We start from the raw sequence: 20478 nt of genomic DNA, 5'->3' as shown, positions 1-20478 counted from the left end.
CCAGTATAATATTTTAAAATTCCGGGTGTATATTAAATGTACGAAACTGAAAAAATACGCTTCTGCGCAACGTTATTATCATCTGTTAATGAGTTTTTTGCCGCTTCCAGCGTAAAACTTAATCCTGTATTAATAGGGCAGCTTATTGAAATTTATCCTTCCTCTGATAATTTCAATAACATTCTTTCCTACGTTGGTGGTTTAGTCAATTGTAAGTTTGTACCGTTATCTAAAAAACACGTCATACAATCAGATGAATTATTTCTGGTATACTGTCAGGGGGAATGGTCTGTTGTCCGAAGCGATGAATTTAAAGATGATGTACAGATTTTTAGAGTAATCCATTTAAAGAAGAATGAGAGATTCAGTATTGGTGAGTTATTGAATACCTGGTCAGTAAATAAAAGTGGGATTTTTCATTTTTTTCTTTATTCTGTCCTGCTTAGTTTCCTTGCATTGTCAATTCCTCTCTATATGAATGCCATCTATGGGCGGATTATTCCTTCTTCTGCCGAAGCGTCTCTTTGGACGCTGTCTACATTAATCACCCTTTTATTTGTTTGCGAGGTTTATTTAAAGAAGAAAAGAGAACGGGTTATTAAGCGGTTCATGACTGATTTTTCTGTCTTTTTTGAGGCAGGGTATATCAGGAAGTTGGTATCTTTTGTTGCATCGGAGGGAAATCAGTGGGGAAAAACCCGCAATGAGGCCATTTTGAACTTTACCAAGTTGAGGGCTTTGTTTTGGCTGTTCTTTTCGACTAATTATATTGATTCTGCTTTCTTGTTTATATATCTGTTCGTTATTGCCATTGTTGGGAAATGGCTTGTTCTTGCCACTGTTTTTATTGTCGCCATTCAGGTTTTAATAATAATTTATTATGACAGGAAACTGAAGTTGACAAATGTTGAATCTGTTAATGAGGTTGTCAGTCCACCTGTTTATTTACTTGATAACTATAAATCCCGGGGAATGGAAGATTCGTATGTGAATATCTGTTCATTATTAAGTGCCCAGGGAAATTTGATTCAGAGTATCAAACTTAATAATAAAATATCATCTTCCACCGTATTCACCTTTCTTTGTTCATTTCAGACCGTCATCACGGTGATTCTGGCTTATTATTTACTTCAGGATAATGATATATCATCAGGTTCATTATTTGCTACCATTATTCTGTCAGGGAAGGTCAATCAGTCTATTGGTCCTTTGTCTTCCTTGTTACCATTGTTCAGGAGGATTCGTTCCAGTTTTGCGCAGATAGAATCTGTGTTAAAAACATCCACCCAACATTCTGATGTTGTTAGCAATATTAATGATCAACAGGTGATTTGGGATATTGAAAAGTTAACTTTCTCATATGGGCCGGATGTTCCTCTCTTTTCCGAAATCAGTTTCCGTATTGCACATGGCGAGAAAGTGGCAATAGTCGGCGGTGAAGGTGTTGGTAAATCAACCCTGCTGTCGCTGTTATTAGGTGTGCTGAGCCCGTCTTCAGGTAAAGTTCATCGTAATATCTTTAACGATGATAAAAACAGTCTCTATTATTTTCCGCAAAAGATTTCGGCTTATGCGGACACACTTTACACTTATCTGAATTCGGATGGTTCCATTAATGATGATAAGATAAAAGAAGTCTTGTCACTCCCTTTCTTGTGGTGGATCCCTGCTGAATTCCGTTCAGGAGTCCACTCACCTGTCAGCGAACATTTTAATACTCTGCGTGCGGACAGAGTTCAAATGCTGGAAATGGCCAGAGCCTTGTTATCTCCCAGTAATATCTATGTTATGGATGAACCGACAGCATATGTTAATTCAGAAATAGAAGGGATGTTTTGCAATCTGTTGAAAAGCAAACTTTCTGATGATGATACATTGGTTTTTTTTACAAACAGGATAAAACTGCTGGAGCAGGTGGATCGTATTATCGTTCTTGAAAATGGAAAAATCACTTTTGACGGTGGTCGGCAGGATTTTTTATTGAAGGTAAAAAATTAATTTAATTAAGAATTGCCCAGGATTCAGGTATCCATTGCTGGTATTTATTCTGAGAGGGAAGTTCATTTGTTTTTTATTAATATGGTCTGTTCTGCTGGTAAGAATTAATGCGGCGTTTTTTATGGTTTTTATTCGCTTTGATTAAATGAATACATTCATAAAAAAGTCATTATCTGGCCCAGAATAAGCAATCTCATGAGGTTATTTTCATCAATGATTTTCAGGCCGGTTTTAAGGACTTTCATTAAATTACGGATAAATCAGCAACTGAAGGCGCACTTTTGCCACTGATCATCACAGCGATACATCTGGTGTGAACCTGTGTTGATCGTTGCTCTGGTTGTGGCCTCAGGTACATGAACTGATCTCAGGATAATAAACCGGAGGGCAGCATGATGGATATATGGCAGACGGGAGGGTGGTGCTGGGTGTGGCTGGGTATGACGATCATGCTGACAACGCTGATGCGGTTCATCCCAGCCAGTGACGGACATTGCCTGCAGCGGGTCTCCGGTGCCTGGTGGTGGCGCCTGCTGCGCGGTGACATGGCGCTCGGTGGGTCGACCGGCGTCGGACTGGGTATGGCTGCGGTTCTGTGGTGGTGTATCACCGCCGGCATTCTGGTCTCTTTTCAGATGCGCGCTGCACTGTTCCTCACCGCAGGAGGAGGGATATTGGTCGCGCTGGTCAATGCGGGGCGCCGGGCACGGCTGTCCACAACCCAGACATTCTGTCTGTGCGGTGCACTGAGTGCGGGAGGGGTGCTGTTGCTGATGGTCGCGGTCCGTCTGTGGATAAGTCTGTCCGGGAGATGAGCAGAGTGACGTTGAATCAGGCCAGCCGGCACAGGCGGCGATAGCAAAGTAATGACAAGAAATGAGGTACGACGATGAAATCAGAAGCGGGAGATTTTCTGCGGAGTGACTGGCGGCACGTAGGGGTGATTGACCCCTGTAACTATGGGCGGCAGGGGCTGGTGATGGCCCTGCGTTCTCCGCCTGGGATAAGCCAGGGACAGCACAGTGTCCAGGGGTATGACGGTGTGGAAGATGCGCTGTCCCACTCATGGGGAGGGCAGTCAGACCGTTGCCTGGCGCAGGAGAGAACAGCGGAATCCAGGGATATCCTGGTAGTGCGGCTGCCACCGAACCCGCTGGAGGGTCTGGCTCTGCTACTGCAACTGGGTGCGCTGACGGAGGCAGCCCTGTCCGGGATTATGCTGACCGTGCTGTCGCGCTTTTCAGCAGGGGAAGTCCGACGAGTGTTGCGCAGGGCCGGAGTGGAGAATCCGCTGTGGGTGATGGATGACCGACTCCCTGTCATGACACTGTGTTCGGCAGTAGCCGGGTCAGAGAACGACAGTGGGGAGGGGGCGTTCCCCTCCACGGGTTTCCAGCCCCGCCTGACGAATAAGGAACGGGAGGTACTGGTGTCTTCTCTGTTGGGGATATCTGTGCAGGAGCAGGCTTACCAGCGCACCCTGAATATCTCAACGGTGTACGGACAGCGACAGTCAGCCCTGTACAAGCTGGGTGTCGCCACGTTGCCCGGGTTGCTGGAACTTTTTGACGCCCACCGGCCAGCCCTGACCGGGTCTGGCTGTGGACGGGCGGAAGGGCGCTATGCATCAGCCGGATAGACGGAACCGGCGTTTACCCACCGTCCCGCGCCATTTCCGGCCCTGGCGGAGAATAAGAACACAAGAAGGAGAGAGATAAATGAAGACAGGATTACATCCGGTGGTTATCGCGTTGCTGCTCGGCGCGATGGTCACTCTCAGCCATCATCCCGGCACCGTGAAAGTTGCCGGCAGGGGGGATACCGCACCGATGAACCAGGACGTGCGCAATCCGGTCTCTGTCCAGCAAGTCCGTTGGCGGTGGCCTCTGGCCGGACCGGCTGGGGGGGGGCGGTTGCCGGGAACTGAGCAGGATGAGGACCTCAGCATTCAGGACACGACAGAAGACAGTCCGCGGGTGGCGAAAGCCCTGACCGGGCAGGTGTTTCAGGGCCCCAGCTACCGGTTCTAAGTGGATCGCTGGCTGACGTCAGGTCAGGGTGAACCCGTGCGGCAATGATAAATGATGAGGAACGACGGATGAGACGCAGTACATTTAACTTTCCCGGGACCTGGGTGATGGTTTTTCTGTTACCGCTGGCGGGGTGCGACCAGAAGAGCGCAGAGACGCCTTTGCCACCTTCCACACCCCCGGTTACGGCATCTACACCGGTTCCTGCAGCCCCCGCCGTTGCCGCGACAAACGCGCCGGTGGAGAGCGCCACGGCGCTGTATTCGCTCCTCGCACCTGTCGCTCTGTTCCCGGATGCTCTGCTGGCCCAGGTGCTGGCGGCCAGTCTCCATCCTGATGATGTGGCCTCCGCCTGTGTCTGGCTGCTGCAGAATAAAACCCTGAGCGGCGACGCGCGCCGGCAGGCGGTGGATGCCCGGGACTGGGCGCCTGCCGTGAAGGCGCTGACCGGTTTTCCGGATGTGCTGGCCCAGATGGCCCGGAACCTGTCCTGGACCCGGTCGCTGGGTGACGCTTACCGCGATTCGCCGGAGACGGTGATGAACGTGGTACAGATACTGCGGCAGCGGGCGGCGGACAGCGGGGCGCTGAACAGCTCGTCACAGCAGAAGGTGGCACGTTCACCGGCCTCCGCTCTTGCATCAGGGCGCGAGGCAAGGACGGCGCCCGCCGTGACGAAGGCCTCAGGCTCGCCGCCTGCCGTACCGGCCCCCCGGCAGACCATTACCATACAGCCCGCCAGTCCTGATGTGGTTTATGTTCCGGTGTATGGCAGTGCGGTCTACGGTACCCCGCCGGTGGCTTATCCTCCGGGTTACAGCACCGGGGACATGGTGGCCACCGGTCTGGTCAGCTTCACGGCTGGTGTGATGGTGGGCGCGGTGGTGGGCAGCCATAATGACTGGGGGTGGGGACAGTGGGGAATGCACTGGGGACCGGCACCGGTGGTGGTGTACCGGCAACGGACGTTTGTTGACCGGACGGTCATCCGCCATGATGGCTTCCACCGGCCCGGTCCTGATCTGGCGCCGGGGCCGGTACGTTTGCCGCATTTTGCACCGGTCAGAGGACCGGCGGGGCCCACGCATTATGCTGGTGGCGTGGCACACCTTCCGATGACGCCGCCGGTGGTTCATCACCGGGCGGTGGGGCCGCTGCGTGAGCCCCCTGGCAGGCCGGAGCGGCAAAGCGTTCATCATCCCGCGCCGGTGAGGGAACCGGGTCCGGTCTGCCGGCCATACGGAACGGAGAAGCCTCTCAGGTATGACCCGCCGTTACGCACCGCGCCCTTACCGTATCGTTCTTCAGCCGAAATAGCGACAGCGGGATTGTCAGGGCTGGGGGGACAGGAATACGGGAAAACGGATGAGCGCTTTGCGGGCGGCATGATACGTCACCGCCGTGACTGACGTTTCGGCAGCGCGGCAGTCGTTATCGCGGCGTGCTGGTTGCCGTGTTCCTGATGGCGAGACCGGTTGCTGAATTGTGCCACTGCGCGCGGCAGTCAAATTCAATACCGTTGCGGTAAGTGATTTATGTTGATCAAGTGTCCTCTGTTAGCGGTTATGTAACCGCCAGCAATTAAATCTTTGGTGATTTTCATGATCGTGCTGCGTGAGATTTTTGTGGTGGAAAGGATATAATTCACAATAGAGTTTTTTTCCCGGAATTCGTCAGTATTCATTTCCAGTTCTAATAATTTACCCTTGATGGTGTCATAGGCACTGTCATTCAGTAAATGCAGGTCTCGCCAGTAAGAATAATGCAAATGAAATGACAATAATATGGCAACGTCTTTCCATAACCCGGGTGCCTGACTGAGTACCTGTTGTGTGTCGGCATAAGAGAGCGTGTATACCTCGCTGCCTGGAGAGAAATTCATATAAATTTCTCCAACGGCAGGGATCAGTAAATCAGCAAGCCCGAAGATATGAGGGGCTTTGACCGTAAACAACCGTAGCTTGTCTGGTTTTCGGTATAGCCAGTAATATCCCTTGGTCAATATATAGATATTATCCTCCCTTTTAATGGAAGATTCTAATTGATGAGGCAGGACTTTACTGGCACTTTTTAAAAATGCACGTTGCAGCCTTTCAATACTGTCCAGTGGTTTGATGTTTGTCACACTTTGTAATGTTTTTCTGAAGGGATCCCGACTGCCTGACATACTGATTACTCCGGTCAACATCCCTGCATTCATAAATTCATTTTAAATCTAACCGGATAATTCCTGATATTCAACAAAAATTAACGTGAAGGGGTGATCAGGAGTAGAGCGATATCAGACACATAAGATCATGGACTGGGATACAATTCTTTCTGAAATATTTTATGTAGGTTGTTCAAAGCTGTTTATTGTAGGGAACTCAGGTGTATGGCCATTTTTTGTCCAGGCACTCACGAAACGTGCTGCATTTGCAGCAGTGTAACGAACCGTATGTCTGATATTCCGGTGACCAAGATAATCCTGAATTAATCGGGTATCATTTCCTCGTTCGGCAAGATGATAGCCACAGGCATGTCTGAGCATGTGCGGATGGACCGTCAACGGTAGGTCGCTTATTTTTCCATACTTCCTCAGTAAGTTATAAAATCGTTGTCTGGATAGCTTATTTCCTTTTTGTGAAATAAATAGCCATGAACTTTCTTTTTTTATCCATTTTTTTCGCTCAATTAACCAACGTTGTAAGGTGATATTTTCCTCTGGCAAAAGAGGATGAATTGTACTGAATCCGCCTTTGAGCCGATGAATGTTTATTTTCATTGACAGAGGATCATAATCTTCAACTTTAAGAGAAAGAAGTTCACTCACCCGCAAGCCATGCAAAAATGCCATCATTATCATGCAGTAGTCTCGATGATGATGATTTCCTTTTGTAGCTGCATTTAGCAGATGATGAATTTCATCTTCAGTAAGATAGTTACGTTTCATGGCTGGTGGCTCTTATCTTCAATTTTTATTAGGAATTTTCTTATCTCCAAGTGTGCACAGAATGCAGGCGTATATCCATGAGATAGTCCGATTTTGGACTTTATATCGTTATCTGCTTACATCTTATGTTATTTCCCTGGGCGCTTCTGTTCCGGCTTATTGGCGTTACAGCTTGCTGACACCTGAGATCCTGCTGTTTAATCCACTTTTCTGTTTAACAATCCCCCTTTTCTTCTAATGACTTATCGTTATAAGCGATAATTTTTAATTACTTTATCGAGATGATTGCTCTCGGTTACAAAGAGGTTGTTCACCTCATAACAATGATAACCGGAGCATGGCTATGGTGCGTAATTTCACATTTTCTCTGCTAGCCGCCACGTTTTCACTTTCCGTGTTCAGCGCACAGGCGGTGGATGTCACGATCGCTTATCAGACCTCGGCGGAACCTGCTAAGGTCGCGCAGGCTGACAATACTTTCGCCAAAGAAAGTGGCGTCAGGGCGGACTGGCGTAAATTCGATAGTGGCTCCAGCGTGGTCAGAGCGCATGCTTGCCGTCTCACATCTGACCGCCCGTTATGACAGTCATCTGGTGCTGGAAGACATCAATCTGTCGATCGCCGCAGGAGAACTGGTGGTGATACTGGGGCCTTCAGGCTGCGGGAAAACCACCTTGCTGAATCTGATTGCCGGTTTCTTACCGGTAGAATCTGGCACCATTACGCTTGGTGATAAGGCGGTGACCGGGCCTGGCGCCGAGCGTGGCGTGGTGTTCCAGCATGAAGGCCTGTTGCCATGGCGTAACGTATTGGACAATGTGGCGTTCGGCTTGCAACTGGCTGGTGTGGAAAAAGAAAAACGTCGCGATATCGCCCGGCAGATGCTGAAGAAAGTCGGATTGGCTGGTGCGGAAAAAAAGTGTATCTGGCAACTTTCCGGGGGAATGCGCCAGCGTGTGGGTATCGCACGCGCGCTGGCGGCCCGTTTCGGCAACGTGCATATCCATCCGGTTTATCCTCATGCGCCAGGCGTGGAAGAGATTATCGTGCTAGATACGCACGATGATAATCCGCCGGATAATGATAACTGGCATACCGATGTGACCTTTATTGAACGGCCACCGGCCGTCGCAATCCTTGCCGCAAAACAATTGCCAGCAACCGGAGTTCCAGGTGCGCTGGCATTGGCAGGAAAACGATCTGGCCATCTGGGATAACCGGGTGACGCAGCATTATGCCAATGCAGATTATTTGCCAGCGCGGCGTATTATGCACCGCGCGACCATTCTCGGGGATAAGCCATTTTAACCACCGACTCAGCAAGCGCGATAGTGAACAGGGTGCTACGGGTTGTGCGCAATGGCGCCAGAAACAGTACGGACGCGATATACAGAGGTCTGAGCCGTGTGCAATGACCCCGCGGTAGCCTCGTCGCCCGGAACATTTATTGCAGCAGGGTCTCTAACTGTTCCTGGGCATCCAGCCACGCTATTTCGCACGCTTCCAGCGCCGCTTTCGCCTCTGCCTGTTGCTGCAGCGCTGTCGTCAGCTCCGCTTTACGGCTTGGATCGTAGAGCCCTGAGTCAGCCAGTTTTTCTTCTGTCGCCGCCAACTGGCTATGCAGTTTTTCCATTTGCTTCTCCAGCTTATCGATCTGCTTACGCAGTGGCTGGGTTTGCGTACGCAGTTCAGCTTCCCGACGCTTCTGATCTTTTCTGGCCTGTGCGTTGTTGATGGGATCGGGTCTGGGCTCGGCACTGCTGACCGGTTGTTTTTGTAGATCGCTCAGCCACTGTTGATAATCGTCCAGGTCACCCTCGAAGGCTTCCACCTTGCCGTCATGGACCAGGTAGAGGTCGTCGGTGGTGGAACGTAACAGGTGACGATCGTGCGAGACCACCACCAGTGCGCCTTCAAAGTCAATCAGTGCTTCGGTTAGTGCCTGACGCATATCGAGATCGAGATGGTTGGTTGGTTCATCCAGCAGCAGCAAGTTGGGGCGCTGCCAGACGATCAACGCCAGTACTAACCTTGCTTTCTCACCGCCAGAGAAACGTCCTGTGTGCTCGGTCACTTTGTCGCCCTGGAAACCAAAACCGCCCAGGTAATCGCGCAATTGCTGTTCCAGTACGTTAGGGGCCAGTCGTACCAGATGTTGCAGCGGTGATTCATCAGTCCGTAATAATTCCAGTTGATGCTGGGCGAAGTAGCCCAGTTTGACGCCCTTCGCCAGGCCAATATCGCCTTGCAGCGGCGCCAGTTCACCGGCCAGCAGTTTAATCAGGGTGGATTTACCCGCGCCGTTGCGGCCCAGCAGACCAATACGCGAGCCGGGCACCAGGTTCAGTTTGATCGCCTTAAGGATGACGTGTTCGCCATAGCCCGCGCTGACTTTTTCCATATTCAGCAACGGCGTCGGCAGGTTTTCCGGCGTACGGAAACTAAAAGTAAAGGGATTATCGACATGGGCGGGCGCAATCAGCTCCATGCGCTCAAGCATTTTAATCCGGCTTTGCGCCTGTTTGGCTTTACTGGCTTTGGCTTTAAAGCGGTTGATAAAACTCTGTAGGTGCGCCACTTTCTGCTGCTGGTTTTCGAACATTGACTGTTGCTGCGCCAGTTTGGTCGCCCGCTGAATTTCAAACGAGCTGTAGTTGCCGGTATATTCAAATATCGACTGCTGCTCAATATGCAGAATTTTACCCACCACGGGATCGAGGAAGTCACGGTCATGGGAAATCAGGATGAGTGTACCCTGATAACTTTTTAACCAGCGTTCGAGCCAGATAACCGCGTCGAGGTCGAGGTGGTTGGTCGGCTCATCAAGCAGCAACAGATCGGAACGGCAAATCAGTGCCTGTGCAAGGTTCAGGCGCATACGCCAGCCGCCAGAGAAGTCGCTGACCGGACGCTGCAATTGCTCCTGAGAAAACCCCAAACCGTTAAGCAGACTGGCCGCACGTGACGGTATTGTCCATGCCTGGATAGCATCGAGCTTGCCATGCAACGTGGCAATGGCGTGGCCATCATCAATTTCATTGGCATGTGCTAATGCAGATTCGAGCTGGCGAAATTCGCGGTCGCCGTCAATAACATACTCAATGGCCGGTTTGGTCAGCGCAGGCGTCTCCTGGTTAACCCACGCCAGCGACCAGTTACTGGGATAATTGAAACTGCCGCCATCGGCGCTTATCTCGTTCTTAAGCAGCGACAGCAGCGTAGATTTGCCGCAGCCATTTTTTCCCACCAGGCCGACTTTCTGCCCTGGATTGATGGTGGCGGTAGCGTTATCCAGCAACACGCGGACACCACGCCGTATTTGTAACGAGGAGAAGACAATCATAAGCGCCGTAATAGTCAGGATATGTTAAATTAAATCATCATAATTGCTTTGCGGAATACACAATTCCGTTGCGTCGAGCATGGTAGCGGAATTTCCCCGCAATGACGACGATTTGGAGGGGAATGATGTCGCAGCCAGCCAACGTTTTGCTGCTTTATGCTCACCCGGAGTCACAGGATTCGAGGGCTAATCAGGTTTTGTTGCAGGCAGCGCAAGGCCTGCCTCAGGTGACGGTACATGACTTGTACGCACATTATCCTGATTTTTTTATTGATATTCACTATGAACAGCAGTTGTTACGTGAACATGAGGTGATTGTTTTCCAGCACCCGTTATATACCTACAGCTGTCCGGCATTGCTAAAAGAGTGGCTGGATCGGGTGTTATCACGGGGATTCGCCAGTGGACCCGGTGGCAACGCATTGGCAGGAAAATACTGGCGTAGCGTGATAACCACGGGTGAACCGGAAACCGCCTACCATCAGCAAGGCCTGAATCGTTATCCCATGTCAGAGATTATGCGTCCCTTTGAACTGACCGCCCAGATGTGTCGTATGCACTGGTTGACGCCAATGATTATTTACTGGGCGCGGCGGCAGACGCCTGAGGCGATGCAACACTTTGTGCGCGCCTACGGTGACTGGCTGGCGGCGCCAAAGCCTTATGGAGGTTGTTGAATGGCAGGGCAAACCCTCCTGACTGCAGGCGTGGTCTATCTTTTTGCTGCGGTGATTACCGTTCCGATCGCCGCGCGCCTTGGTATTGGTGCTGTATTGGGGTACTTGCTGGCGGGGATCGCGATTGGGCCCTGGGGATTGGGGTTTATCAGCGATGTGGATGAGATCCTGCATTTTTCTGAGTTGGGTGTGGTGTTCCTGATGTTTATCATTGGGCTGGAGCTGAAACCGTCGAAGCTTTGGGCATTACGTCACTCTATCTTTGGTGTTGGCGCGGCGCAGGTCATCCTGAGCGCGATTATCCTTGGCGGGTTGCTCCGGCTCACTCATTTCTCATGGCAGGCGGCGACGATTGGCGGCATCGGCCTGGCGATGTCCTCTACCGCCATGGCGCTGCAATTGATGCGTGATAAAGGGATGAATCGTAATGAATCCGGTCAATTGGGCTTTTCCGTGCTGCTGTTTCAGGATCTGGCGGTCATCCCCGCTCTGGCACTGATTCCGCTGTTGGTCGGGGGCGACAGTGGTCATACCGACTGGATGAAGGTCGGTATAAAGGTGCTGGCTTTTGCCGGGATGCTGGTGGGGGGACGCTACCTGTTCAGGCCGATTTTTCGCTTTATCGCCGCCTCTGGCGTGCGTGAAGTTTTCACCGCAGCCGCGTTGCTACTGGTACTGGGATCAGCGCTGTTTATGGATGCGTTGGGTTTTTCCATGGCGCTCGGCACATTTATCGCCGGTGTTTTGCTGGCTGAAAGTGAGTATCGCCATGAGCTGGAAATTGCCATTGATCCTTTCAAAGGTCTGCTGCTTGGCCTGTTTTTTATCTCGGTCGGGATGGCGCTGAATCTGGGGGTGCTTTATACCCATATTACGGAAGTTATTGTTGGTGTGGTGGCGTTGGTCGCCATCAAAGCCGTGGTGCTTTATGTACTTTCCCGGCTGTTTGGTCTGCGTAGCTCAGAGCGTTTGCAATTTTCCGGGGTGCTCAGTCAGGGCGGGGAATTTGCTTTTGTGCTGTTTTCGGCGGCAGCGGCGGCAAAACTGTTCAGTGGCGATCAGATGCCGCTGTTGCTGGTGACGGTGACGCTGTCGATGATGACGACACCGCTGTTGATGCAAGGGATTGATAAAATTCTGACCAGCCGTTTTAACGACGGGGACGATAACGACGAGAAACCGTTTGTTGAAGATGATAAGCCAGAGGTTATCGTGGTCGGTTTTGGCCGTTTCGGTCAGGTTGTCGCGCGCCTGCTGATGGCGAATGAGAAGCGTATTACGGTGCTGGAGCGAGATATCAGCGCAGTCAGCCTGATGCGTAAATACGGTTACAAAGTATACTATGGTGATGCCACCGAACTGGAATTATTGCGGGCAGCGGGGGCGGAAACGGCGAAGTCGATAGTGATAACCTGTAATGGTCCGGAAGATTCGATGGAGATTGTGCACCTTTGTCAGCATCATTTCCCGCATCTACAGATCCTGGCGCGGGCAAGGGGACGCGTGGAAGCGCATGAGCTGATTCAGGCGGGTGTAACCCAGTTCTCGCGTGAGACCTTTTCCAGTGCGCTGGAGCTGGGGCGCAAAACGCTGATGGCATTAGGGATGCATCCCCATCAGGCTTTTCGGGCCCAGCAGCACTTCCGCCGTCTGGATATGCGTATGCTGCGCGAGTTGATGCCGAACCATGCGGACAGCCAGCAAATTTCGCGAGTAAAAGAAGCCCGTCGTGAGCTGGAAGACATTTTTCAGGCTGAGATGCAGTATGAGAAACACCAGTTTGATGGTTGGGACGAATTTGAATAGGAACCGATATGCGTAAAAGATTTATCGCCGGTGCGACCTGCCCCACATGTCAGGCAATCGATACGTTGGCCCTGCAGCGCGAAAATAATATCGATGTGGTTGAATGCGTTAAGTGCGGTCACCAGATGCGCGAAGCGGATAAACAGGTTCGGGATCAGGTTCGCACTAATGAGCAAGTGATCGGAATTTTTCATCCTGAGTAGCGTTATGGCCCGGCTTTTTTTAAGCTGTAGCGTACAGCGGTGTTGAAATTCAGTAAACTCGGCGTAATTTAGAGCCCTTCACGTTGGCAGAAGGCTAACAGAGTAAGGGCTTAAGCTCTCAACGGTTAGGAGTAATCATGAAAGTAGCAAAAGACCTGGTGGTCAGCCTGGCATACCAGGTACGTACAGAAGACGGCGTGTTGGTTGATGAGTCTCCGGTGAGTGCGCCGTTGGACTATCTGCACGGTCATGGTTCTCTGATTGCTGGTCTGGAAAAAGCATTGGAAAATCATCAGGCGGGTGACAAATTTGAAGTGGATATCGCCGCCAATGACGCTTATGGTCAGTATGATGACAATCTGGTCCAGCGCGTACCGAAAGATGTGTTCATGGGGGTTGATGAACTGCAGGTCGGCATGCGCTTCCTGGCGGAAACCGATCAGGGACCGGTTCCGGTCGAAATCACTCAAGTGGAAGACGACCACGTTGTGGTGGATGGTAATCACATGCTGGCAGGTCAGAACCTGAGCTTTAATGTCGAAGTCGTGGCTATCCGTGAAGCGACGACGGAAGAACTGGCCCACGGTCATGTTCACGGCGAGCACGATCACCACCATGACCATGACCATGACCATGACCATGGTAAAGGCGGTTGTGGTAGCGGCGGTTGTGGCTGCAGTCACTAATCTTCAACAAGGCCACCTTTGGGGTGGCCTTGCTGTTTATATGATTGAATACTTAGTAGTGCGGCGGCGGCGTTTCTTCCGACTGCGAAGCAATCATTGAAGGAGCGACTGATTTTAATTTATCAGTCAGCAGGCGCATCTGTTCACGCAGACGGGCTATCTCCAGTTCATGATGAATCACCGTTTGGTTAAGCTCTTCGAGGGTGTGTTCCTGGAAGGCCAAACGGCTTTCCAGCATTTCCATACGCTGTTCAAACAATGATTGTTGCATACACTTTCCTCTTGTTACTGCACAAGTCATTATAATGACTGGATTGCTCCGATTCTAACGGCAAAGCAGGAACGGAAACAGGAATTACGCCTTTTATTTCAGTCACACTATTGAAAAAAAAGGCGTACTTGCTTTTCCGTGGTGAAACTTTTGAATTGATAAACGGTCGGAAGTTAACTTACGTTTGCATTGCGAGATTGTGCAGTATTCTTGCATACAGTTATAGTACGGACTCTGGTCTGTAAATGATTTCCGAGGTGAGAGGCTTCGGTTTTGGAGAAATGGATGAAATCACTGTTTAAAGTCACATTGTTAGCCACGACCATGGCCGTTGCGCTGAATGCGCCTCTGGCAATGGCCGCTGAGAGCGCGCCGGCGGCAGCGCCTTCAGCACCAGCCGATCAGGCGCCTCCACAGGTTCCAAAGAATGCCGCGTTCAAAAATGACGATCAGCAGTCTGCTTATGCGCTGGGCGCCTCACTGGGACGTTACATGGAAAATTCCCTGAAAGAGCAGGAAAAACTGGGCGTCACCCTGGACAAACAGCAGCTGATTTCTGGTGTGCAGGATGCGTTCGCTGGTAAGAGTAAACTCTCTGACCAGGAAATCGAACAGACCCTGCAGGTCTTTGAAGGCCGGGTGAAAGGCGCCGCTCAGGCTAAAATGGAAAAAGACGCGAAAGCGAACAGCGAAAAAGGTGAAGCTTTTGCTGCCAAATTCGCCAAAGAGAAAGGCGTGAAGAAAACCGAGAGCGGCCTGCTTTACCAGGTCGAGAAAGAGGGAACCGGTAGCGTTCCTACCGACAGCGACACAGTCGTTGTGAACTACAAAGGTACGCTGATCGACGGTACTGAGTTTGACAACTCTTACACTCGTGGTGAACCTCTGTCTTTCCGTCTTGACGGTGTGATCCCTGGCTGGACCGAAGGTCTGAAGCACGTGAAGAAAGGCGGGAAGATCAAATTGGTCATTCCACCAGACCTGGCATATGGTAAAAATGGCGTTCCGGGGATCCCGCCTAACTCCACACTGGTATTTGATGTCGAGCTGCTTGATATTAAACCCGCAGCGAAAGCAGACAATAACGCCTCAAGCTCAACTGAAGCGCCAGCGGACTCTCAGTCTAAGTAACGCATTCCCCGCCGCCACACTTCTGTGGCGGTGTTCTTTTCCCTGCCATAATCCCCCGTTTTTTGTTGCGTCCTGCAATTCATAACAAAGGTCAGGACAGGCGTTTACGATATTTGCTACACTAGCCGCCGTGTATTTTCATCAGAATGAGTCTGTCCTGGCGCCGTATGGCAGGTTATTTTCAAGGGTGGTGTCTTTATAATGTCTGGTTCAATTTTTACCGGCGACATAGCCGATCTGGAACTGCTGGAACAGCATCCCTTCGAGCAAACCGACTTCGATATCCTGAAATCCTATGAAGCGGTGGTGGATGGCCTGGCCATGTTGATTGGCACGCATTGCGAAATCGTGCTCCATTCATTGGAAGATTTGAAGTGCTCCGCGGTGCGCATTGCCAATGGTGAACATACCGGCCGTAAAATTGGCTCACCTATTACTGATCTCGCTCTGCGTATGCTGCATGATATGAACGGCGCTGACAGTAATGTTTCCAACACCTACTTTACTCGCGCCAAAAGCGGGGTGTTGATGAAGTCAGTGACGATTGCCATCCGTAACGGCAGGCAGCGTGTTATTGGTTTGCTATGTATCAACATGAACCTTGATGTGCCGTTCTCGCAGGTTATGGCCACCTTTATGCCGCCGGAAACCCAGGATGTCGCCTCTTCGGTTAACTTTGCCTCCTCGGTCGAAGACCTGGTGATGCAGACGCTGGAATTCACCATCGAGGAAGTCAGCGGCGACCGCAATGTCTCCAACAATGCCAAGAACCGCCAGATTGTGCTTAATCTGTATGAGAAGGGGATTTTTGATATCAAGGATGCCATCACCCAGGTAGCCGATCGTCTTAATATCTCTAAGCACACGGTTTATCTGTATATTCGCCAGTTCAAAAATGGTGATTTTCAGGGGCAGGATCGCTAATGCGTTTTACCTTGCTGGTCACTGGACCGGCTTACGGTACGCAGCAGGCCAGCAGCGCGTACCTGTTTGCGCAGGCTTTGCTGGCCCAGGGGCACATTCTGGAGAGCGTGTTTTTTTATCGCGAAGGCGTGCTGAATGCCAGTGTATTAACTTCTCCCGCCAGTGACGAGTTTGATTTGACCCGAGGTTGGCAGCAGCTTCATCAGGAGCGAGGTGTGGCGCTGAACATTTGTGTCGCAGCGGCGTTACGCCGAGGCGTGACGGACGAGCAGGAAGCCAGGCACCTTGGTTTACCGGGCGCTAATCTGGCGTCGGGTTTTCAACTATCGGGGTTGGGGGCGCTGGCTGAAGCGGCTTTACGTTGTGAACGGGTGGTCCAGTTCTGATGAATCGTATCGCTGTCGTCTTTACCCAGTCTCCACATGGTAGCAGCGCCGGTAGAGAAGGGCTGGATGCCGTTCTGGCTATTTCGGCGCTGAGTGAAGACATTGCTCTTTTTTTTATCAGCGACGGCGTGTTGCAACTGCTCCCCGACCAGCAGCCCGAATTGGTGCTGGCGCGCAATTACGTTGCGACCTTTGGGGTGTTGCCGCTCTATAATATCGATAACCTGTATGTTTGCGCGGCGGCGTTGGCGGAACGTGGTCTGCCGGCAGATGGACTCAAGGTGCTGCCGGTTGAGGTACTTTCGCCAGACGCTCTGCGGGCAGAACTGGAAACCTATGATCGCCTCATCACCTTTTGAAGAAATAAAGACATTATGCTGCACACCCTGATCAATTCTCCCTTTCGATGTGATTTCACTGCGCTGTTGCGTCTGTTGGCTGAGGGAGATGACGTGCTGTTGATTCAGGATGGGGTGCTGGCGGCGTTACAGAGCAGTCAGCACCTTGCATCCTTGCTTAATGCCCCCATCTCTGTATACGTATTGCAGGAAGATGTGAACGCCCGTGGACTCTCTGCGCAAATTTCATCCAGCGTAATGACAGTAAGCTATACTGATTTCGTCGCGCTGACAGTAAAAAACCCGCAACAAATGACCTGGTAGAGACGATATCCTGGTTATTTCTTGACACCTTTTCTGCTCAGCCCTAAAATTCCGCGTCCTCGTTATACCACGAGGCGATTTATCACGTGTTTACGAAGCAAAAGCAAATCCCAGGAGCTATTTAATGGCAACAGTTAACCAGCTGGTTCGCAAACCACGCGCACGCAAAGTTGCAAAGAGCAACGTGCCTGCGCTGGAAGCCTGCCCGCAGAAACGTGGTGTATGTACTCGCGTATATACTACTACTCCTAAAAAACCGAACTCCGCACTGCGTAAAGTATGTCGTGTTCGTTTAACCAATGGTTTTGAAGTTACTTCCTACATCGGTGGTGAAGGTCATAACCTGCAGGAGCACTCAGTTATCCTGATCCGTGGCGGTCGTGTTAAAGACCTGCCGGGTGTGCGTTACCACACCGTTCGTGGCGCGTTGGACTGCTCAGGTGTTAAAGACCGTAAGCAGGCACGCTCTAAGTACGGCGTGAAGAAGCCGAAGGCTTAATGGTTCTCCGTTAAGTAAGGCCAAACGTTTTATCTTAAATGTCATAATAAACTCGTAGAGTTTTGGACAATCCTGAATTAACAACGGAGTATTTCCATGCCACGTCGTCGCGTAATTGGTCAGCGTAAAATCCTGCCAGATCCTAAGTTCGGATCAGAGCTGCTGGCTAAATTTGTAAATATCCTGATGGTAGATGGTAAAAAGTCTACTGCAGAATCAATCGTTTATACCGCGCTTGAGACCCTGGCTCAGCGTTCAGGTAAAAGTGAACTGGAAGCATTTGAAGTAGCCCTGGACAATGTTCGCCCAACGGTGGAAGTTAAATCCCGTCGCGTTGGTGGTTCTACTTATCAGGTGCCAGTTGAAGTCCGTCCGGTGCGTCGCAATGCTCTGGCAATGCGTTGGATCGTTGAAGCTGCTCGTAAACGCGGTGATAAATCTATGGCTCTGCGCCTGGCGAACGAACTTTCTGATGCTGCAGAGAACAAAGGTACTGCAGTGAAGAAACGTGAAGACGTTCACCGTATGGCCGAAGCCAACAAGGCGTTCGCACACTACCGCTGGTAACAGCCTCGTAGTTGTTATTAACCCAGCGGAGGTCCCAGTGACACGCCCGCTGGGTTTTACTAACTTAGAACGTCCGAGAATCAGAGGAATCAAATGGCCCGTACAACACCCATTTCACGTTACCGTAATATCGGTATCAGTGCACACATCGACGCCGGTAAGACGACGACGACTGAACGTATTCTGTTCTATACCGGTGTAAACCATAAAATCGGTGAAGTTCATGATGGCGCCGCCACCATGGACTGGATGGCGCAGGAACAAGAGCGTGGTATTACTATCACCTCCGCAGCGACTACCGCTTTTTGGTCCGGTATGGCGAAGCAGTTCGAGCCGCACCGCATCAATATCATCGACACCCCTGGACACGTTGACTTCACTATCGAAGTAGAGCGTTCCATGCGTGTTCTGGACGGTGCCGTCATGGTTTACTGTGCGGTTGGTGGTGTTCAGCCGCAGTCTGAAACCGTATGGCGTCAGGCGAATAAATATAAAGTGCCGCGTATCGCGTTCGTTAACAAAATGGACCGTATGGGCGCTAACTTCTTGAAAGTTGTTGACCAGATTAAATCTCGTCTGGGCGCTAACCCGGTGCCATTGCAGTTGGCTATCGGTGCCGAGGAAGGTTTCACCGGTGTTATCGACCTGGTGAAAATGAAGGCGATCAACTGGAACGACGCCGATCAGGGTGTGACCTTCGAATATGAAGAGATCCCGGCTGAAATGGCTGAACTGGCTGAAGAATGGCACCAGAACCTGATTGAATCCGCAGCTGAAGCTTCAGAAGAGCTGATGGAGAAATATCTGGGTGGCGAAGAACTGACGGAAGAAGAGATCAAAACGGCTCTGCGTCAGCGTGTTCTGAATAATGAAATCATCCTGGTGACCTGTGGTTCCGCCTTTAAAAATAAAGGTGTTCAGGCCATGTTGGATGCGGTGGTGGATTACCTGCCAGCACCAACCGACGTACCGGCAATCAAAGGTATGTTGGATGATGGCAAAGATACGCCGTCTGAACGTCATGCGACAGATGATGAGCCGTTCTCTGCACTGGCATTTAAAATCGCTACCGATCCGTTCGTGGGTAACCTGACGTTCTTCCGTGTTTACTCTGGGGTGGTTAACTCTGGTGACACGGTGCTGAACTCAGTGAAGTCCGCACGTGAGCGTTTTGGTCGTATCGTACAGATGCATGCCAACAAACGTGAAGAGATCAAAGAAGTTCGCGCAGGCGATATCGCTGCCGCTATCGGTCTGAAAGACGTCACTACCGGGGATACCCTGTGTGATCCGGATTCACCGATCATTCTGGAGCGTATGGAGTTCCCTGAGCCGGTAATCTCTATCGCTGTTGAGCCAAAAACCAAAGCGGACCAGGAAAAAATGGGTCTGGCTCTGGGACGTTTGGCTAAAGAGGACCCGTCTTTCCGTGTATGGACTGACGAAGAGTCTAACCAGACCATCATCGCCGGTATGGGTGAGCTGCACCTCGATATCATCGTTGACCGCATGAAGCGTGAATTCAACGTTGAAGCGAACGTCGGTAAACCTCAGGTTGCTTACCGTGAAACGATTCGCAGCAAAGTTACCGATATCGAAGGTAAACACGCCAAGCAGTCTGGTGGTCGTGGTCAGTATGGTCATGTTGTTATCGACATGTATCCGCTGGAACCGGGTTCAAACCCGAAAGGCTACGAGTTTGTCAACGACATCAAAGGTGGTGTGATCCCTGGTGAATACATCCCTGCGGTTGATAAAGGTATTCAGGAGCAGCTGAAGTCTGGCCCGCTGGCTGGTTACCCGGTAGTGGACATTGGTGTGCGTCTGCACTTCGGTTCTTACCATGATGTTGACTCCTCTGAGCTGGCGTTTAAACTGGCAGCATCTATCGCCTTTAAAGACGGCTTTAAGAAAGCAAAACCTGTGCTTCTTGAACCTGTCATGAAGGTTGAAGTTGAAACGCCTGAAGAGAACACAGGTGACGTTATCGGTGACCTTAGCCGTCGTCGTGGTACGCTGCGCGGTCAGGAAACCAACGTGACCGGCGTGGTGATTCATGCAGAGGTTCCGTTGTCTGAAATGTTCGGATACGCAACTCAACTGCGTTCTATCACGAAAGGCCGTGCATCTTACTCTATGGAATTCCTGAAGTATGATGAGGCACCGAGCAACGTCGCTCAGGCTGTTATTGAAGCCCGTGGTAAGTAATCGGGTTTAACCAACCAATTGATCCCGTGCTCTCCTGACCACACAGGAGGGCACAGAAAGTAAGGAATATCGCCGTGGCTAAAGAAAAATTTGAACGTAACAAACCGCACGTCAACGTTGGTACTATCGGCCACGTTGACCACGGTAAAACTACC

General features: G+C 51.0%; 21 protein-coding genes and 4 pseudogenes. 21 read left to right on the top strand and 4 right to left on the bottom strand.

All coding sequences use genetic code 11. The features are described from left to right. The first annotated feature begins 36 nt into the window (after window positions 1-36). The 5 genes from EH228_RS07305 (at window position 37) to EH228_RS07285 (ending at window position 5437) form a co-directional block, all read left to right on the top strand. Window positions 37-1998 carry an ATP-binding cassette domain-containing protein gene (locus EH228_RS07305; protein ID WP_152321014.1) on the top strand — a complete coding sequence of 654 codons (1962 nt, stop codon included), beginning with the start codon at window positions 37-39 and terminating at the stop codon, window positions 1996-1998. A gap of 392 nt (window positions 1999-2390) precedes the next feature. Beyond that, window positions 2391-2813 (top strand): hypothetical protein, encoded by a 423-nt coding sequence (locus EH228_RS07300; RefSeq protein WP_152321013.1) that lies wholly within the window; start codon window positions 2391-2393, stop codon window positions 2811-2813. Between the two features lie 74 nt (window positions 2814-2887). After that, window positions 2888-3637 carry a helix-turn-helix transcriptional regulator gene (locus EH228_RS07295; RefSeq protein WP_152321012.1) on the top strand — a complete coding sequence of 250 codons (750 nt, stop codon included), beginning with the start codon at window positions 2888-2890 and terminating at the stop codon, window positions 3635-3637. A 79-nt stretch (window positions 3638-3716) separates the two neighbouring features. Next, complete coding sequence (locus EH228_RS07290; RefSeq protein WP_152321011.1) at window positions 3717-4028, top strand: hypothetical protein; 312 nt, start codon at window positions 3717-3719, stop codon at window positions 4026-4028. A gap of 68 nt (window positions 4029-4096) precedes the next feature. Next, entirely contained in the window at window positions 4097-5437 is a 1341-nt protein-coding gene (locus EH228_RS07285; protein WP_240116251.1) for a DUF3300 domain-containing protein, read from the top strand. A gap of 101 nt (window positions 5438-5538) precedes the next feature. On the opposite strand, the gene EH228_RS07280 is transcribed toward EH228_RS07285, so the two are convergent. Together EH228_RS07280 and EH228_RS07275 are read right to left on the bottom strand one after the other, a co-directional pair. Then, window positions 5539-6195, bottom strand: a complete 657-nt coding sequence (locus tag EH228_RS07280) for a helix-turn-helix domain-containing protein (protein WP_193323296.1) — start codon at window positions 6193-6195, stop codon at window positions 5539-5541. Between the two features lie 162 nt (window positions 6196-6357). After that, entirely contained in the window at window positions 6358-6960 is a 603-nt protein-coding gene (locus EH228_RS07275; protein WP_152321009.1) for a tyrosine-type DNA invertase, read from the bottom strand. A gap of 343 nt (window positions 6961-7303) precedes the next feature. Here EH228_RS07275 and tauA point away from each other — a divergent pair. From tauA to EH228_RS20175, 3 pseudogenes are all read left to right on the top strand, one after another. Continuing rightward, window positions 7304-7513 (top strand): annotated as a pseudogene (gene tauA, locus EH228_RS07270) (taurine ABC transporter substrate-binding protein); the annotation flags it as partial. Then, a pseudogene (locus EH228_RS20180) lies at window positions 7509-7943 on the top strand (ATP-binding cassette domain-containing protein); the annotation flags it as partial. The pseudogenes tauA and EH228_RS20180, both read left to right, overlap by 5 nt. Then, window positions 7929-8268 (top strand): annotated as a pseudogene (locus tag EH228_RS20175) (TauD/TfdA family dioxygenase); the annotation flags it as partial. The pseudogenes EH228_RS20180 and EH228_RS20175, both read left to right, overlap by 15 nt. A gap of 136 nt (window positions 8269-8404) precedes the next feature. On the opposite strand, the gene EH228_RS07260 reads toward EH228_RS20175, so the two are convergent. Then, the gene (locus EH228_RS07260) at window positions 8405-10303 is read right to left on the bottom strand and encodes an ABC transporter ATP-binding protein (RefSeq protein WP_152321008.1); all 1899 of its coding nucleotides are present in this window, start codon (window positions 10301-10303) and stop codon (window positions 8405-8407) included. A gap of 125 nt (window positions 10304-10428) precedes the next feature. Here EH228_RS07260 and kefG point away from each other — a divergent pair, with 125 nt between their 5' ends. From kefG to slyD, 4 genes are all read left to right on the top strand, one after another. Further along, the gene (kefG, locus tag EH228_RS07255; protein WP_152321140.1) at window positions 10429-10980 is read left to right on the top strand and encodes a glutathione-regulated potassium-efflux system ancillary protein KefG; all 552 of its coding nucleotides are present in this window, start codon (window positions 10429-10431) and stop codon (window positions 10978-10980) included. Further along, window positions 10981-12786: a glutathione-regulated potassium-efflux system protein KefB gene (gene kefB, locus EH228_RS07250; protein WP_152321007.1), complete on the top strand. Its 1806-nt coding sequence runs from the start codon at window positions 10981-10983 to the stop codon at window positions 12784-12786. An 8-nt stretch (window positions 12787-12794) separates the two neighbouring features. Then, on the top strand, window positions 12795-12989 hold the full coding sequence (locus EH228_RS07245; protein ID WP_152321006.1) for a YheV family putative zinc ribbon protein: 195 nt from the start codon (window positions 12795-12797) through the stop codon (window positions 12987-12989). A gap of 137 nt (window positions 12990-13126) precedes the next feature. Continuing rightward, on the top strand, window positions 13127-13675 hold the full coding sequence (gene slyD, locus EH228_RS07240) for a peptidylprolyl isomerase (protein WP_152321005.1): 549 nt from the start codon (window positions 13127-13129) through the stop codon (window positions 13673-13675). A gap of 52 nt (window positions 13676-13727) precedes the next feature. Here slyD and EH228_RS07235 read toward each other — a convergent pair whose 3' ends face one another. After that, window positions 13728-13946, bottom strand: a complete 219-nt coding sequence (locus tag EH228_RS07235) for a protein SlyX (protein WP_152321004.1) — start codon at window positions 13944-13946, stop codon at window positions 13728-13730. A gap of 285 nt (window positions 13947-14231) precedes the next feature. Here EH228_RS07235 and fkpA point away from each other — a divergent pair, with 285 nt between their 5' ends. From fkpA to EH228_RS07190, 9 genes and pseudogenes are all read left to right on the top strand, one after another. Beyond that, a complete protein-coding gene (gene fkpA, locus EH228_RS07230) occupies window positions 14232-15077 on the top strand; it encodes an FKBP-type peptidyl-prolyl cis-trans isomerase (RefSeq protein ID WP_152321003.1) in 846 nt (281 codons plus the stop codon). Window positions 15078-15278: 201 nt separating this feature from the next. Next, complete coding sequence (locus EH228_RS07225; protein ID WP_152321002.1) at window positions 15279-16001, top strand: helix-turn-helix transcriptional regulator; 723 nt, start codon at window positions 15279-15281, stop codon at window positions 15999-16001. Further along, window positions 16001-16387: a sulfurtransferase complex subunit TusD gene (tusD, locus tag EH228_RS07220; protein ID WP_152321001.1), complete on the top strand. Its 387-nt coding sequence runs from the start codon at window positions 16001-16003 to the stop codon at window positions 16385-16387. The genes EH228_RS07225 and tusD overlap by 1 nt, the downstream gene beginning before the upstream one ends. Continuing rightward, complete coding sequence (gene tusC / locus EH228_RS07215; protein ID WP_152321000.1) at window positions 16387-16746, top strand: sulfurtransferase complex subunit TusC; 360 nt, start codon at window positions 16387-16389, stop codon at window positions 16744-16746. The genes tusD and tusC overlap by 1 nt, the downstream gene beginning before the upstream one ends. 15 nt (window positions 16747-16761) lie before the next feature. After that, a complete protein-coding gene (tusB, locus tag EH228_RS07210) occupies window positions 16762-17049 on the top strand; it encodes a sulfurtransferase complex subunit TusB (protein ID WP_152320999.1) in 288 nt (95 codons plus the stop codon). Window positions 17050-17173: 124 nt separating this feature from the next. Then, window positions 17174-17548, top strand: a complete 375-nt coding sequence (gene rpsL / locus EH228_RS07205) for a 30S ribosomal protein S12 (RefSeq protein WP_075182598.1) — start codon at window positions 17174-17176, stop codon at window positions 17546-17548. A 96-nt stretch (window positions 17549-17644) separates the two neighbouring features. Further along, window positions 17645-18115, top strand: coding sequence for a 30S ribosomal protein S7 (rpsG, locus tag EH228_RS07200; protein WP_115457818.1), 471 nt, complete (start codon window positions 17645-17647; stop codon window positions 18113-18115). A 93-nt stretch (window positions 18116-18208) separates the two neighbouring features. After that, a complete protein-coding gene (gene fusA / locus EH228_RS07195; RefSeq protein ID WP_152320998.1) occupies window positions 18209-20323 on the top strand; it encodes an elongation factor G in 2115 nt (704 codons plus the stop codon). A 74-nt stretch (window positions 20324-20397) separates the two neighbouring features. After that, window positions 20398-20478: pseudogene (locus EH228_RS07190) on the top strand (GTP-binding protein); the annotation flags it as partial.

Source organism: Erwinia endophytica, from assembly GCF_009295515.1.
GTDB classification, from domain to species: Bacteria; Pseudomonadota; Gammaproteobacteria; order Enterobacterales; family Enterobacteriaceae; genus Erwinia; species Erwinia endophytica.
This window is presented reverse-complemented; position numbering and strand designations above follow the sequence as displayed.

What these genes read in the sequence shown, in the direction of transcription:
- slyD (WP_152321005.1), top strand. Translation starts at nt 13,127, where the DNA reads ATGAAAGTAGCAAAAGACCTGGTGGTCAGCCTGGCATACCAGGTACGT.
- rpsL (WP_075182598.1), top strand. Translation starts at nt 17,174, where the DNA reads ATGGCAACAGTTAACCAGCTGGTTCGCAAACCACGCGCACGCAAAGTT.
- kefB (WP_152321007.1), top strand. Translation starts at nt 10,981, where the DNA reads ATGGCAGGGCAAACCCTCCTGACTGCAGGCGTGGTCTATCTTTTTGCT.
- fkpA (WP_152321003.1), top strand. Translation starts at nt 14,232, where the DNA reads ATGAAATCACTGTTTAAAGTCACATTGTTAGCCACGACCATGGCCGTT.
- tusC (WP_152321000.1), top strand. Translation starts at nt 16,387, where the DNA reads ATGAATCGTATCGCTGTCGTCTTTACCCAGTCTCCACATGGTAGCAGC.
- EH228_RS07225 (WP_152321002.1), top strand. Translation starts at nt 15,279, where the DNA reads ATGTCTGGTTCAATTTTTACCGGCGACATAGCCGATCTGGAACTGCTG.
- EH228_RS07290 (WP_152321011.1), top strand. Translation starts at nt 3,717, where the DNA reads ATGAAGACAGGATTACATCCGGTGGTTATCGCGTTGCTGCTCGGCGCG.
- EH228_RS07280 (WP_193323296.1), bottom strand. Translation starts at nt 6,195, where the DNA reads ATGTCAGGCAGTCGGGATCCCTTCAGAAAAACATTACAAAGTGTGACA.
- tusD (WP_152321001.1), top strand. Translation starts at nt 16,001, where the DNA reads ATGCGTTTTACCTTGCTGGTCACTGGACCGGCTTACGGTACGCAGCAG.
- EH228_RS07260 (WP_152321008.1), bottom strand. Translation starts at nt 10,303, where the DNA reads ATGATTGTCTTCTCCTCGTTACAAATACGGCGTGGTGTCCGCGTGTTG.
- EH228_RS07275 (WP_152321009.1), bottom strand. Translation starts at nt 6,960, where the DNA reads ATGAAACGTAACTATCTTACTGAAGATGAAATTCATCATCTGCTAAAT.
- fusA (WP_152320998.1), top strand. Translation starts at nt 18,209, where the DNA reads ATGGCCCGTACAACACCCATTTCACGTTACCGTAATATCGGTATCAGT.
- kefG (WP_152321140.1), top strand. Translation starts at nt 10,429, where the DNA reads ATGTCGCAGCCAGCCAACGTTTTGCTGCTTTATGCTCACCCGGAGTCA.
- tusB (WP_152320999.1), top strand. Translation starts at nt 16,762, where the DNA reads ATGCTGCACACCCTGATCAATTCTCCCTTTCGATGTGATTTCACTGCG.
- EH228_RS07245 (WP_152321006.1), top strand. Translation starts at nt 12,795, where the DNA reads ATGCGTAAAAGATTTATCGCCGGTGCGACCTGCCCCACATGTCAGGCA.
- rpsG (WP_115457818.1), top strand. Translation starts at nt 17,645, where the DNA reads ATGCCACGTCGTCGCGTAATTGGTCAGCGTAAAATCCTGCCAGATCCT.
- EH228_RS07305 (WP_152321014.1), top strand. Translation starts at nt 37, where the DNA reads ATGTACGAAACTGAAAAAATACGCTTCTGCGCAACGTTATTATCATCT.
- EH228_RS07295 (WP_152321012.1), top strand. Translation starts at nt 2,888, where the DNA reads ATGAAATCAGAAGCGGGAGATTTTCTGCGGAGTGACTGGCGGCACGTA.
- EH228_RS07300 (WP_152321013.1), top strand. Translation starts at nt 2,391, where the DNA reads ATGATGGATATATGGCAGACGGGAGGGTGGTGCTGGGTGTGGCTGGGT.
- EH228_RS07235 (WP_152321004.1), bottom strand. Translation starts at nt 13,946, where the DNA reads ATGCAACAATCATTGTTTGAACAGCGTATGGAAATGCTGGAAAGCCGT.
- EH228_RS07285 (WP_240116251.1), top strand. Translation starts at nt 4,097, where the DNA reads ATGAGACGCAGTACATTTAACTTTCCCGGGACCTGGGTGATGGTTTTT.